Here is a 13,011-nt window from a genome sequence, read left to right as displayed (position 1 = left end):
GATTCGAATGGATGGGGGCGCACCGCTCAGGCGTTGCGCTTGAACATGAAAAGGAATGCGCCCATCGCCATCAGCACGCCGCCGAAGACGCGGTTCTGCGCGCGACGGGCACGCACGCTGCGCAGCACGCCCTGCAAGCGCGCGGCCAGCCAGGCGTAGCCGTGCATCACGGTCACATCGACCGCCACCGTCGTGAGCAGCAGCACCAGCAGTTGCAGCCACAAAGGCCGCTCCGGCTCGATGAACTGCGGCAGCACTGCGGCCATGAAGACGATGCCCTTGGGGTTGGTCACGTTGGTCAGAAAGCCGCGCAGCACGCGCTGCCGCACCGTGAGATCGGGCTCGCTGGTGGCTTGCGCCGCGTCGCCCTCGGCCTTTGCGACAGGCGCCCGCCACTGGCGCCAACCCAGCCAGAGCAGGTAGCAGGCGCCGACCACCTTGATCACCGTGAACGCAGTGGCCGAGGCGGTGAGCACCGCGCCCACGCCGAGCCCGGCCACCAGCAGGATCACGGCCAGCCCCAGTTGCAGGCCGACGATGGTCGCCGTGGTGCGCCGCACGCCGTAGCTCAGGCCGTGGCTCATGCTGAGCACCGCGCCCGAACCGGGCGAAACCGCGATGACGCAACTGGCCACCAGAAACGCGAGCCAGACATGCAGGTCCACGACGAAAACTCCTGTGCGTGTGGGTGTTTGTGTTGGGGCTTCAGCCGGCCCGCTTGGTGCGGATGGCCTTCGATGCGCGCGAGTTCGGCTCGCGCCCCAGCGCCTCGCTGATGTAGACGCCCGCGTCGATCAGCTTGTCCAGGTCGATGCCGGTTTCGATGCCCATGCCGTGCAGCATGTAGACCACGTCCTCGGTGGCCACGTTGCCCGTCGCGCCCTTGGCGTAAGGGCAGCCGCCCAGGCCCGCCGAGGACGATTGGAAGTTCCACACCCCCATCTCGAGCGCCGCCAGCGTGTTGACCAGCGCCTGCCCGTAGGTGTCGTGAAAGTGGCCGGAAACGGCGGCCACATCGAAGTGCGCCAGCGTGGCTTCCATGGCCGCTTGCACCTTGCGCGGCGTGCCCACGCCGATGGTGTCGGCCACGTCCACGCGCTGCACGCCGATGCCCTTCATCAGCTGCGCGAGGTAGCCGACCTTGGCCGGCGCGATCTCGCCTTCATAGGGGCAACCGACCGTGCACGACATCGCGCCGCGCACAGCGATGCCCTTCTCGAGCGCCGCGGCCACCACGGGCGCGAAGCGCTCGATGCTCTCGGCGATGGAGCAGTTGATGTTCTTCTGGCTGAAGGCCTCGCTCGCGGCGCCGAACACCACGATCTCGTCGGGCCACTCCTCGCGCGGCGCGGCGATGGCGGCCTCGAAGCCCTTCATGTTGGGCGTGAGCACCGAGTAGCGCACGCCGGGCTTGCGCACGATGCCGTGCATCACCTGGGCGTTGTCGGCCATCTGCGGCACCCACTTGGGCGAGACGAAGCTCGTGACCTCGATCTCCTTGAGGCCCGCATCCTGCAGGCGGTGCACGAGGCCGATCTTGATCTCGGCCGAGACGGGCTGCTTTTCGTTCTGCAGGCCGTCGCGCGGGCCGACGTCGACGAGCTGGACGCGGGTGGGGAGTGTCATGGGGTGTCTCTTGTGTCGCGGGAGGAGGAAAAAACCGCCCCCGATTGTCGGCCACCTCGGAACACCTTGCCTGGTACACAAGTTCCGGAAGGTAGCAATGCGCGCCAGCGGGGGTGCAAATGGCGCCAGGCGCATCCCGGAGCGCGGAAACCGGCGAAGGATCAGTACGACTTCGGCAGCCCCAGCGCCTTCTCGGCGATGAAGTTCAGGATCATCTGCGGGCTCACCGGCGCGATGCGCGGGATGTAGCTCTCGCGCAGCAGGCGCTCGACGTGGTATTCCTTGGCATAGCCCATGCCGCCGAGCGTGAGGATCGCGTTCTGGCAGGCGTCGTGCGCCGCCTCGGCCGCCAGGTACTTGGCGGCGTTGGCTTCGATGCCGCAGGGCTCGTTCGCGTCGTACAGCGTGGCGGCCTTGAGCATCATCAGGTCGGCCGCCTCCAGGTTGGCCCAGGCCCGCGCGAGCGGATGCGCCACGCCCTGGTTCTGGCCGATGGGCCGGCCGAACACGACGCGCTCCTGTGCGTACTGCGAAGCGATTCGCAAGGCAGCGCGGCCGATGCCGATGGCCTCCGCCGCGATCAATATGCGCTCGGGGTTCAGACCGTGCAGGATGTATTCGAAGCCGCGGCCTTCCTCGCCGATGCGGTCTTCTTCGGGCACTTCGAGGCCGTCGATGAAGAGCATGTTCGAGTCGACCGCCGCGCGGCCGAGCTTGTGGATCTCGCGCACCTCGACCTTGCTGCGGTCCAGCGCCGTGTAGAAAAGCGTGAGGCCCTGCGTAGGCTTCTTCACCTGGTCGATGGGCGTGGTGCGCGTGAGGATCAGCATGCGGTCGGCCACCTGCGCGGTCGAGATCCAGATCTTGCGGCCGTGCAGCAGGTAGCTGCCGCCGGGCTGGCGCACCGCCTGCGTCTTGAGGCTGGTGGTGTCGAGTCCCGCGTCGGGCTCGGTCACGGCGAAGCAGGCCTTTTCGGTGCCCGCGATCAGCGGCGGCAGGAAGCGCTGGCGCTGCGCCTCGGAGCCGAACACCACCACCGGGTTGAGGCCGAAGATATTCATGTGCACCGACGACGCGCCCGACATGCCCGCGCCCGAGGCGCTGATGGCGCGCATCATCAGCGCCGCCTCGGTGATGCCCAGGCCCGCGCCGCCCTGCGCCTCGGGCATTGCGATGCCGAGCCAACCGCTTTGGGCGACGGCGCGGTGGAACTCGTGCGGGAACACGGCGCGCTCGTCATGGTCGCGCCAGTAGTCGATGGGAAAGTCTTCGCAGAGGCGCTCGATGGCTGCGACGAGCGAACGCTGGTCTTCGTTCAGGGAGAAATTCATTCGCTGTCTTTCGGTTTCGGTTGCAGGGTGACGCCCCGCGCGAGCATCCGGTCGATGTCTTCGTCGGCGTAGCCCGCTTCGCGCAGCAGCTCCACGCTCTGCTCGCCGATGCGCGGCGCGGGCCGGCGGATCGACGCGGGCGTGGCGCTGTAGCGCCCGACCGGCGCGAGCGTGCGGATGCGGCCTTCGCTCGGGTGGTCGAACTCGGGAAAGAAACCGACCGCGCGCAGGTGCGGGTCGTCGAGCAGGCTCTCGGTCGTGTGCAGGCGCGCCACCGGGATGTCGGCCGCTTCCAGCACCGCCATCCATTCGTCGCTGCCGCGCGTGGCCATCACCTCGGCCACGAACGCATAGACCGCGCCGATGTTCGCGGCACGCGCGGTGTGCGTGCCGAACATCGGCGAGGCGCGCAGCTCGGGCCGGCCGATCACGTCGAAGAAGGACTGCCAGTGCTTGTCGTTGTAGATGAGCACGCTCAGATAACCGTCCGCCGTCGCATAGGGCTTGCGGTGCGGCGCGAGCAGGCGCGCATAGCCGGTGGGGCCGAGCGGCGGCTCGAAGCTGTGGCCGCCGAGGTGGTCGCCCATCACGAACTGCGAGAGCGCCTCGAACATCGGAACCTCCACGGCCTGGCCTTTGCCGGTGCGCTGCGCATGGAGCACGGCAGCGAGCAGCGCGATGGCCGCCTGCAGCCCCACGGCGCGGTCGGCCAGCGTGACGGGCGCGTAGCGCGGCGCATCGCCGCTTTGCTGCGCGAAGAGCGAGGCGACGCCGGCCGCGCCCTGGATGAGATCGTCGTACGCAGGCTTGCCGGCGTACGGGCCTTCTTCGCCGTAGCCGAAGGCGCCGAGGTAGACGATCTTCGGATTGGCCGCCGCCACCGCCTCGTAGCCGAGCCCGAGCCGCGCCATCGCCTGTGGGCGCGTGTTGTAGATGAGCGCATCGCAACCCGCGGCGAGCCGCAGGCACGCCTCGCGGCCCTCGGGCTGCTTCAGGTCGAGCACGATGGAGCGCTTGTTGCGGTTCAGGTGCATCGCCATCGCGCCCATGCCCGCATGACGCATCGGGCCGACCGCGCGCAGGTTGTCGCCTGCGGGCGGTTCGACCTTGACGATGTCGGCGCCCAGATCGCCGAGCGTCTGCGTGGCGTAGGGCCCCATCACCACGGCCGTGAGGTCGAGGATGCGGATGCCTTCGAGGGGTCCGGAGGTATTCATGTGGTCGCTCCTTCCCCCTCTAGGGGAAGGAGAAATACAGATCGCTCATTCGGGTTGAATGCCTGCGGCCTGAATCAGCTTTTTCCACTTGGCCAACTCGGACACGGTGAAGGCACCCAGTTCCTCCGGCGTGCTGCCGAACGCATCGAAGCCCAGCTTGCTCACGCGCTCGCGAAAGACCGCGCCGTTCGCCATCTCCGACAGCGCCTTGTTGAGCTTGAGCACGATGTCGCGCGGCGTGCCGGCCGGTGCGAACACGCCGTTCCACGAAGTGATGTCGAAGCCCTTGAGCTCGGGCGTGTCGGCCAGCGGCGGCAGTTCGGGGAAGAGCTTGGTGCGCTCTTGCGTGGTGACCGCAATGGCGCGCAGCTTGCCGGCCTTCACCGTGGCAAGGCCCGCGGCGAGGTCGACCACCATCATCGACACCTGCCCGCCGATCAGGTCGGCGATGGCGGGCGGCGTGCTCTTGTAGGGCACGTGCAGCATCGGCACCCCGCTCATGCGCGAGAGCGTGGCGCCGCTCACGATGCCGGTGCTGTTGCCGCTCGCATAAGTCAGTTTGCCGGGATTGGCACGGCCCCAGGCCAGGAGCTCGGCCACGCTCTTGACCGGCAGGTCGTTGTTCACCACCAGCATGAACGGCAGGTTGCCCATGCGGCTGACCGGCGCGAAGTCCTTCACCGGGTCGTAGGGCAGCGACTTCATCAGGCTCGGGTTGGCCGAGTGCGTGGTGTTGGTGGTCATGAAGAGCGTGTAGCCGTCGGGCGGCGCCTTGGCCACGAGCTCGGCCGCGATCACGCCGTTGGCACCGGCACGGTTGTCCACGATGACCGAGCCCTTGAGCGCCTCGCCCAGCATCTGCGCGGTGATGCGCGCCACCGCGTCCGTGCCGCTGCCGGCGGCGAAGGGCACGATCAGTTTGATCGGCTGCTTGGGGTAGCCGGCGTCCTGCGCGAAGGCCCAGGGCGCCGCGCCTGCGAGGCCCGCCGCGGCGCCGATGGAAATGAAACGGCGGCGGCTTGCCACCGCGACTGTTGCTGTCGCGTTCTTCGTCTGCATGGTTTTTTGTCTCCGGGTGGTTGTCGTTCAGGGCCGGATCACGCGCTCCGGCGATTCCTCGTACGGCGGGCTGTAGATCACCAGCACGCGCACCGGCTCGTCGCTCACCACCGTGAAGGTGTGCATCGCATCGGCCGGAAAAAAGCAGCTGTCGCCGGGGTGCAGCTCCTGCCGCTGGCCGCCCACCTCGGCGACCGCGCGGCCTTCGAGCATGTAGCAGACCTGCTCGATGCCCGGATGCGCATGCGGCAGCGCGCCCTTGCCCTTCTGGATGTGGCCCACCAGCACCTCGAGCTGCTTCGCGCCCACGGTCTCGGGGCCGATCAGGCGCTTGTTCAGCGTGCCGGTGTGGTTGGCCGGGTGATAGCCGGCGATGTCGGCTTCGCGGATGAAGTAGCGAGGGGCGGAGGTCGTTGTCATCGGGGGTTCTCTGTCTTGGGTTCGATCGCCAGGCACGCCGAGCGCAGCATCGCGGCGATGTCCTCGATGCGCGGCTCCATGCGGTAGCGCGGGCCGGCCACCGAAATGGCGTAGGCCTCGCCGCCGATGCGCAGCGGCCAGGCCAGGCCGATCAGGTCGGGAATGCTTTCGCCGAGGTTGCCGTACCAGCCGCGCGCGAGGGAGTGCTGCAGCTCGGCTTCGATGGCGTCGGCGGTGGTGAGCGTCGCGTCGGTCAGCGGCAGCAGCGCCATGCCGTCCAGGAGCTTGCGGCGCGCATCGGGCGCAAGCGTGGAGAGCAGCGCGCGGCCCAGCGAGTTGGCATACGCCGGGCGCGTCTCGCCCGATTCGGCCGTGTAGCGGATGCTCTGCGGCGCGCTCAGCACGTCGAGGTACACCACCTGGCCCGCATCGCGGAACTTGCCGAACACCACGGTTTCGCGGGCGGCGTCGCGCAGTTCTTCCAGCGTGGCCTTCACCCGGTCGAGCACCGGGTCGTGCGCGGCGATGACCTGCGCCATCGCAAGCAGCCGGCCCGTCGGGTAGTAGCCCTGGCGGCGGCCGGTTTCGTACATGTAGCCCTGCTCTTCGAGCGTGCGGATCAGCCCGAGGCAACTGGACACCGGCATATCGAGCAACCGCGCCATCTCGGACAGCGCCAGCGGCTGCTTCTCCCGGGCGAAGAGCTCGACGATCTCGATCACGCGAAACGCTGTTTTCACAACCATGAATAAATTTTCGCGTATGTGAAAAACAAATGCCTCAGGGTTTCCCCTTCGTTCGCCTCCTTTCAGCGTCGGGATCGGCGGCCGTGCATGGCCTCAGTAGCCCCGCGATGGATCGACGATGCCCGCCACCGGCAAGCCCTGCTCCATCGCCCGGATCTTTCCGGCGATCTGGGTGATGGACTCCTCGCGCAGCGTGCGCGCCGAGCCGTGCGGGGTCACGGTGATCTTGGGGTGGCGCCAGAAGGCATGGTCGGCCGGCAGCGGCTCGACCTGGAACACGTCGAGCGTGGCGCCCGCGAGTTCGCCCGCGTCGAGCATGGGGATGAGGTCTTCTTCGACCAGATGACCGCCGCGCGCGATGCTGATCAGGTAGCCCTCGGGCTTGAGCTTGCCCAGCGTCTTGCGGTTCAGGATGCCGCGCGTGGCGTCGGTCAGCGGCAGCAGGTTGACCAGCACGCGCGTGGACGAAAGAAATTCGTCGAACTGCGCCTCGCCGCTGAACACCTGCACGCCGTCGATGGCCTTCGGCGAGCGGCTCCAGCCCAGCACCGGAAACTCGAAGTGCGCCACCGCCTTGGCCACGCGCTCGCCGAGCACGCCCAGGCCCATGATCCCGACCGGAAAGTCGCGCCGCAGCTTGGGCTTGCGATAGCCCCACTTGCCCTCGCGCGCATCGGCCTCGTAGGCATCGAACTCGCGAAAGTGGCGAATGAGCGTGTGGCACACGTACTCGGCCATCTGCACCGACATGCCTGCGTCGTCCAGCCGCACGATGCGCGTGTGCGCGGGCACCTTGAGCTTGAGCAGCGCATCGACGCCCGCGCCGATGTTGAAGATGCCGCGCAGTCCGGGCTGCTCGTCGAGGAACGCCTGCGGCGGCGCCCACACCACGGCATGGTCGGCCTGCGGCGCGCCGGGCTTCCAGGCTTCGATGACGGCATCGGGGAGTTCGGCTTGCAAGCCTTGGATCCAGGGGTCTGGGCGGTTGTCGGTGAGGTAGACGGTGATTCGCATGGGGACGAATCTTAGTGAGGCCGCTGACGCGGCGCGATGGCATGGCTATGCTCGGCCCACACTCACCCCTCACCTCATCAGGAGACACCCATGATCAAAGTCAGCGTGATGTACCCCTACGCGGCCGACGCCCGCTTCGACCACGACTACTACCGCGACAAGCACATGCCGCTCCTGAAGGCGCGCATGGGCGATGCCTGCCTCTCGTACACCATCGACAAGGGCCTGGCCGGCGGCGCACCAGGCACCCCGCCCGCGTACATCGGCATGTGCCACGTCTTCAGCGACTCGGTCGAGGCCTTCCAGGCGGCTTTCGGGCCGCATGCAAAAGAGATCCTGGGCGACATCAAGAACTACACCGACATTGCGCCGGTGATGCAGATCAGTGAAGTGGTGGTGGGCTGACGACGCGTCAGCGCGGCGGTCGCGCCAACGCCACCCAGCGCTGCACCGAGGGCCGCTGCCACTGCCGGCCCGCATAGGCCGCCAGCCGCGGCGGCACAACATCACCGTTGAACACCAGCCGGTTCAGCATCAGCGCCAGATCGACATCGGCGATCGACCATTCGCCGAACAGGTGCTCAGCACCGGCCGGCAGTAGCGCCTCGGCTGCGTCGAAAAGCGACCGTGCTGACGCCTGCGCCGCCGAGGAGAGTGGTGCGCCCACAGCCCCATAGAAAACTACTTCGGTCGACCGTTCCTGCCGGATCGGCATCAGGTCACTGCGCAGCCAAGCTTGAAGTTGCCGTGCGCGAGCCTTGCTGCGCACATCTTTCGGATAGAGCCGCGTTCCAGGAAAGACCTCGTCGAGGTACTCGGCGATGGCAGACGACTCCGACAGTGCAAAGTCGCCCTGCACCAGCGTCGGCACGCGCTGCGTAAGCGACAAGCGGGAGAAACCGGCGCCCCGGTTCTCATGTGACGAGAGGTCAAGGGGCGTCATTTCGAAGCCTAGTTGCTTCTCGTGCAGCGCCACGAACACCGACATGGCGTACGGACTGGCGAACTGCGCGTCCACGTAGAGATGGATGGGGTCTTGCGTCAAAAACGGCTCCTGTGAGTGGCAAAGGACCCGGCGCGGTCCTCACGCAATCTTAGAAGCGCCTTGGCGGCGACGACGCCACAACACCCGCACCAGCCACGCGAGCGGCAACCCCACCAGCAACAGCCACGGCAACACCGCCGCCAGGAAAGTGATGAGCACGCCCACGCTCTCCGCCAGCACCGAGCCGGCTTCGCGCAGCGCACGCATCATCGGGTTGTAGCTGGTGCCGCCCTGCGACAACGTGCGCGTCGGCGTGAACTGGATCTGGATGTGCTGCTTGCTGGTCTGCTGCTCCAGCACCTTGCGCTGGGTGGCGATGGCGTCGAGCTCGGCCTGCGTGTCGGACAGCGTGCGCTGAATGGCCAGCAGGTCGGCCATGGTGCGCTTGGTGACGGTGTCGCGCAGCATCAGCCGCAGGCTGTCGCGGAACTCGACGCGGTTCTTGATGCGCGCCTCGACGTCGATGACCTCGGCGGTCTTGTCTTCGCTGGTGGTGTTCTGCGACACCACCTTGGCCACGCCCGCCAGGCCGCTCAACAACTTGTCGACATCGGCCGGCGCCACGCGCATCTCGAGCATCGCGTTGCCCGGCTGCCGCGGCGTTTCGCGCAGCAGCGAGGACGACAGCAACTCGCACTGCAGCGTGCCGCAGAGGTCGCGCACCTTGGCCCATGCATCGCCGAGTTGCTCGGGCGGCACTTCGACGTTGAGGTCCTGCCGTACCGCGAGATAACGCTGCAGCGGCGCCTGCTGTGACTGGCCCGCGTCGGCGGCGGCCTGTTCGACTTGCGGCGCGGCGCGCGACCGCTCCTTCATCGCCATGCCGCCCGCAAAGCCCACGGGCGCCGACATGGGGGCCGGCGGCGGGGCTGCTGCGTCCGGCGAAGCGACCTCGGTGCGCTGGCAACCGGCCAGCGCGAGCGCGGCGGCCAGGGCCAGCATGGCAACGCCCGTGCGGGGACGGGCGAATCGGGGCGAAACGAAGAGCGTGCGATGCGTCATGAAAGATCCCTTGAAAGTGATGACTACCGCAGCTGATACGGGCGAGAACCCGCAACGGGGTTAAACCGTTGCCGTGGCCATTCGCAACAATTCGTCGCCTTCGGCCACCTGCTCGCCGGGCGAGAACATCAGTTCTTCCACCGTGCCATCGGCCGGTGCTGCGATGGTGTGCTCCATTTTCATGGCCTCCATCACGGCCAGCGGCTGGCCGCGGCTGACCTTGTCGCCGGCCTTGACCGCAAAGGACACGACCTTGCCGGGCATGGGTGCGGTGAGCCGGCCGCCTTCGGCCTGCGCGTCGCCGGCGTGAGCGAGGCGGTCGATGGCGGTGATCTTCGTGGCGCCCTTGGCGGCGAACACATGGGCCGTGGCGCCATCAAGGTGCACGTCGAGCGTGTGGCGCGATCCGGCGAACTCGACCTCGAACTCGCCCGTGGGGAACTGGCCGATGACCAGCGGCCCTGCGCTGCCGCCGGCTTCGAGCCAGAGGCCGCCGTCGCGCTTGTAGGTCAGCAAGGCAGTCTGCTCGGCGCCGCGGAACTCGAAGTCGAAGTGGCGCCGGTATTCGCCCAGCGCGCGCCAGCCGTCGCGGCGGGCGAAGGGGTCGGGCATCTTCGAGGGCCACTCGGTGACCAGCGTGCGCGTGATCGCGGCGGCGGCCGCCAGCGGCAGGCCCAGCGCCTCGTGGTCGAACAGCACGGCGCGCTCGCGCTCGATCAGCGCAGTGTCGAGGTTCGCCTTCGAGAAGGATTCGGTCGCGAGGATGCCGCGCAGGAACTGCACGTTGGTCGCCACGCCCACGATCTGCACCTGCGCAAGCGCGGCGTCGAGCCGGGCCAGCGCTTCGGCGCGCGTGCTGCCGTGCACGATGAGCTTGGCGATCATCGAGTCGTAGAACGGCGAGATCTCGCCGCCCTCGCGCACGCCGTCGTCGATGCGCACGCGGCTGCGCTGGAAGGCCGTCGCCTGGGGCTTCCGGTACACGCGCAGCGTGCCGGTGGCGGGCAGGAAGTTGTTGTCGGGGTTCTCGGCGCAGATGCGCGCTTCGATGGCGTGGCCGTGGATCTGCAGGTCCTGCTGCTTCGCGGGCAGCGTCTCTCCGAAGGCCACGCGCAGTTGCCACTCCACCAGATCGAGCCCTGTGATCGCTTCGGTGACAGGGTGCTCCACCTGCAGGCGCGTGTTCATCTCCATGAAGAAGAAGTTCATCTCACCGCCCTCGCGCTGCTCGACGATGAACTCCACCGTGCCCGCACCGACGTAGTTCACAGCCCGCGCGGCAGCAACAGCCGCATCGCCCATCTGCTTGCGCATGGCCTCGGTCATGCCGGGCGCCGGTGCTTCTTCCAGCACCTTCTGGTGGCGACGCTGCACCGAGCAGTCGCGCTCGAACAGGTAGACATAGTTGCCCTGCGTGTCGCCGAACACCTGGATCTCGATATGGCGCGGGCGCTGCACATACTTCTCGATCAGCACCGCGTCGTCGCCGAAGCTGTTGATGGCTTCGCGCTTGCACGAGGCGAGCGCGGCCTCGAAATCCGCGGCCTTGTCGACCGCGCGCATGCCCTTGCCGCCGCCGCCCGCGCTCGCCTTGATGAGCACCGGGTAGCCGATGCGGTCGGCCTCGCGCTGCAGCAGCGCCGGGTCCTGGTCGTGGCCGTGGTAGCCGGGCACCAGCGGCACGCCGGCCTTTTCCATCAGCTGCTTGGACTCGGCCTTCAGGCCCATCGCCTTGATCGCCGAGGGCGGCGGGCCGATGAAGACCAGGCCCGCGTCGGCGCAGGCTTGCGCGAACTCCTCGTTCTCGCTCAGGAAGCCGTAGCCGGGGTGCACCGCCTCGGCGCCCGTGGCCTTGGCGGCTTCGAGGATCCGCTCCCAGCGCAGGTAGCTTTCCTTGGGTGCGCTGCCGCCGATATGCACCGACTCGTCGCAGGCACGCACGTGGTTGGCGTGCGCGTCGGCATCGGAATACACGGCGACCGTGCGGATGGCCATGCGGCGTGCCGTTGCAGCAACTCGGCACGCAATCTCGCCACGGTTGGCGATCAGGATTTTCTTAAACATTCGGAGTGTCTCCCGGAGGATTCTTTTTCAGTTGAAACGCAGGCACGACGCCCGGATCGGGCCGGCCGCTGAAGATGCGGGCCACGCGGCTGAACAGCGCGCGCAGAAAGCGCCAGCTCTTGCGGATGAGCCACACGCTGAGCACCAGCACGACGACGAACAGCACGAGAAAAACGAGCGGATGCGCCACCGCGAGCCACAGCCCGGCCGGCACCATCGTGTCTTCGACCAGCGAGGCGCCCACGTTCGAGAACGGCTCGGGCGATGTGTTGATGGCCGCGCGCGTCGTGGCCTTGGCCGCGTGCGCCGTGGCCGCGAAGCTGCCGCCCAGCAGCGCCGCGACGATGGCCATCACGCCATGGTCCGCACCGAACACGCTGGCCGCGAGCGCCGCACCGGCGGGAATGCGGATCGCGGTGTGCACCACGTCCCACAGCGAATCCAGGCCCGGGATCTTGTCGGCGAAGAATTCGATGAACACCATGAAGCCGCTGGCCGCGATCACCACCGGATGCGCCAGCAGTTGCAGCCCGCCCGGCAACGGCACCCAGCCGAAGTAGCCGACCACGCCGGTCAGCAGCACCACGAGGTACAGGCGCACGCCGCTGGCCCAGCCGACGGCGGCGGACAGGGCGAGCAGCTGGGGCATGTCGAGCGCGTCCATGGTGCGTCCTTTGCTTGCGGGTCAGCCGGCGAGCCAGGAGGGCTTGCGCTTCTGCAGGAAGGCCTGCACGCCCTCGCGGCCCTCGTCGCTGGCGCGGATGTCGGCGATGCCTTCGACGGTCTTCGCGATGAGCGCGTCGTCGATCTCGCGGCCGTCCACATCGGCGATGAGTTGCTTGCAGGCGCGCACGGCGGCCGGGCTCGCGCCGGTCAGCGCCTTCAGGAGTTCATCGACCTTGGCATCGAGCGCATCGGCGGCCACCACTTCGTGCACGAAACCGATGCGGTGCGCCTCGGCAGCGGTGAAGCGCTCGGCCGTGAGGAAGTAGCGCTGCGAGGCGCGCGTGCCCATCGCGCGCAGCACGTAGGGGCTGATGGTCGCCGGCACGAGGCCGATCTTGACTTCGCTGAGGCAATACCAGGCGGTGTCCACGCTCACGGCCATGTCGCAGGCCGCGACGAGACCCATGCCGCCCGCATACACATCGCCCTGCACGCGCGCGATGGTGGGCTTGGGGCACTCGGCGATGGTGCGCAGCATCGCGGCCAGCTTGCCCGCGTCGGCGATGTTCTCGCCCCGCGTGAAGTCGGCCATGCGGCGCATCCAGTTGAGGTTCGCGCCCGCGCAGAAGGCCGGGCCATTCGCGCCGAGCACGATGGCTTTCACCTGCGGCGCGGCGCCAGCTTCGGTGAACGCCTGCGTCAGCTCGGCGATGACCACGTCGTCGAAGGCATTGCGGGCGTCGGGCTGGTCGAGCCAGATGCGGGCGATAGGGCCTTCGATCGCAAGTTTCAATTTGGTGAAGTCACTGCTCATGCCGCGT

At 68.0% G+C, this 13,011-nt stretch carries 14 protein-coding genes; 1 reads left to right on the top strand and 13 read right to left on the bottom strand.

Annotation, left to right across the window (positions count from 1 at the left end):
- Positions 1-26: 26 nt before the first annotated feature.
- The 8 genes from rhtB to ABIC90_RS23815 all read right to left on the bottom strand — a co-directional run bounded on the left by rhtB (position 27) and on the right by ABIC90_RS23815 (position 7,413).
- The gene (gene rhtB / locus ABIC90_RS23850) at positions 27-665 is read right to left on the bottom strand and encodes a homoserine/homoserine lactone efflux protein (protein WP_354358564.1); all 639 of its coding nucleotides are present in this window, start codon (positions 663-665) and stop codon (positions 27-29) included.
- Positions 666-705: 40 nt separating this feature from the next.
- A complete protein-coding gene (locus ABIC90_RS23845; protein WP_354358562.1) occupies positions 706-1,626 on the bottom strand; it encodes a hydroxymethylglutaryl-CoA lyase in 921 nt (306 codons plus the stop codon).
- Between the two features lie 161 nt (positions 1,627-1,787).
- Positions 1,788-2,957, bottom strand: a complete 1,170-nt coding sequence (locus ABIC90_RS23840; RefSeq protein WP_354358560.1) for an acyl-CoA dehydrogenase family protein — start codon at positions 2,955-2,957, stop codon at positions 1,788-1,790.
- The gene (locus ABIC90_RS23835; RefSeq protein WP_354358558.1) at positions 2,954-4,174 is read right to left on the bottom strand and encodes a CaiB/BaiF CoA transferase family protein; all 1,221 of its coding nucleotides are present in this window, start codon (positions 4,172-4,174) and stop codon (positions 2,954-2,956) included. The genes ABIC90_RS23840 and ABIC90_RS23835 overlap by 4 nt, the downstream gene beginning before the upstream one ends.
- A gap of 45 nt (positions 4,175-4,219) precedes the next feature.
- Entirely contained in the window at positions 4,220-5,233 is a 1,014-nt protein-coding gene (locus tag ABIC90_RS23830) for a Bug family tripartite tricarboxylate transporter substrate binding protein (protein ID WP_354358556.1), read from the bottom strand.
- 27 nt (positions 5,234-5,260) lie between these two features.
- Positions 5,261-5,653, bottom strand: coding sequence for a cupin domain-containing protein (locus tag ABIC90_RS23825; protein WP_354358554.1), 393 nt, complete (start codon positions 5,651-5,653; stop codon positions 5,261-5,263).
- On the bottom strand, positions 5,650-6,399 hold the full coding sequence (locus tag ABIC90_RS23820) for an IclR family transcriptional regulator (protein WP_354358552.1): 750 nt from the start codon (positions 6,397-6,399) through the stop codon (positions 5,650-5,652). Before ABIC90_RS23820 ends, ABIC90_RS23825 begins: the two co-directional genes overlap by 4 nt.
- A 93-nt stretch (positions 6,400-6,492) precedes the next feature.
- Positions 6,493-7,413, bottom strand: a complete 921-nt coding sequence (locus ABIC90_RS23815; RefSeq protein WP_354358550.1) for a 2-hydroxyacid dehydrogenase — start codon at positions 7,411-7,413, stop codon at positions 6,493-6,495.
- 90 nt (positions 7,414-7,503) lie between these two features.
- Here ABIC90_RS23815 and ABIC90_RS23810 point away from each other — a divergent pair, with 90 nt between their 5' ends.
- Complete coding sequence (locus tag ABIC90_RS23810; protein WP_354358548.1) at positions 7,504-7,818, top strand: EthD family reductase; 315 nt, start codon at positions 7,504-7,506, stop codon at positions 7,816-7,818.
- Between the two features lie 7 nt (positions 7,819-7,825).
- On the opposite strand, the gene yfcF is transcribed toward ABIC90_RS23810, so the two are convergent.
- The 5 genes from yfcF to ABIC90_RS23785 are packed head-to-tail and all read right to left on the bottom strand — an operon-like array spanning position 7,826 to position 13,004.
- Positions 7,826-8,458: a glutathione transferase gene (yfcF, locus tag ABIC90_RS23805; RefSeq protein ID WP_354358546.1), complete on the bottom strand. Its 633-nt coding sequence runs from the start codon at positions 8,456-8,458 to the stop codon at positions 7,826-7,828.
- Positions 8,459-8,497: 39 nt separating this feature from the next.
- On the bottom strand, positions 8,498-9,460 hold the full coding sequence (locus ABIC90_RS23800) for a DUF4349 domain-containing protein (RefSeq protein WP_354358544.1): 963 nt from the start codon (positions 9,458-9,460) through the stop codon (positions 8,498-8,500).
- A gap of 60 nt (positions 9,461-9,520) precedes the next feature.
- The gene (locus ABIC90_RS23795) at positions 9,521-11,524 is read right to left on the bottom strand and encodes an acetyl/propionyl/methylcrotonyl-CoA carboxylase subunit alpha (protein ID WP_354358542.1); all 2,004 of its coding nucleotides are present in this window, start codon (positions 11,522-11,524) and stop codon (positions 9,521-9,523) included.
- On the bottom strand, positions 11,517-12,188 hold the full coding sequence (locus ABIC90_RS23790; RefSeq protein WP_354358540.1) for a DUF4126 domain-containing protein: 672 nt from the start codon (positions 12,186-12,188) through the stop codon (positions 11,517-11,519). The genes ABIC90_RS23795 and ABIC90_RS23790 overlap by 8 nt, the downstream gene beginning before the upstream one ends.
- Before the next feature lie 21 nt (positions 12,189-12,209).
- Positions 12,210-13,004: an enoyl-CoA hydratase/isomerase family protein gene (locus ABIC90_RS23785; protein WP_354358538.1), complete on the bottom strand. Its 795-nt coding sequence runs from the start codon at positions 13,002-13,004 to the stop codon at positions 12,210-12,212.
- Positions 13,005-13,011 lie beyond the last annotated feature (7 nt).

Origin of the sequence: Variovorax boronicumulans (genome assembly GCF_040544675.1) — a bacterium.
Taxonomy (GTDB): Bacteria; Pseudomonadota; Gammaproteobacteria; order Burkholderiales; family Burkholderiaceae_C; genus Variovorax; species Variovorax boronicumulans_D.
Note: the sequence above shows the minus strand (reverse complement) of the source record. Positions and strands in the feature narration are given on the sequence as shown.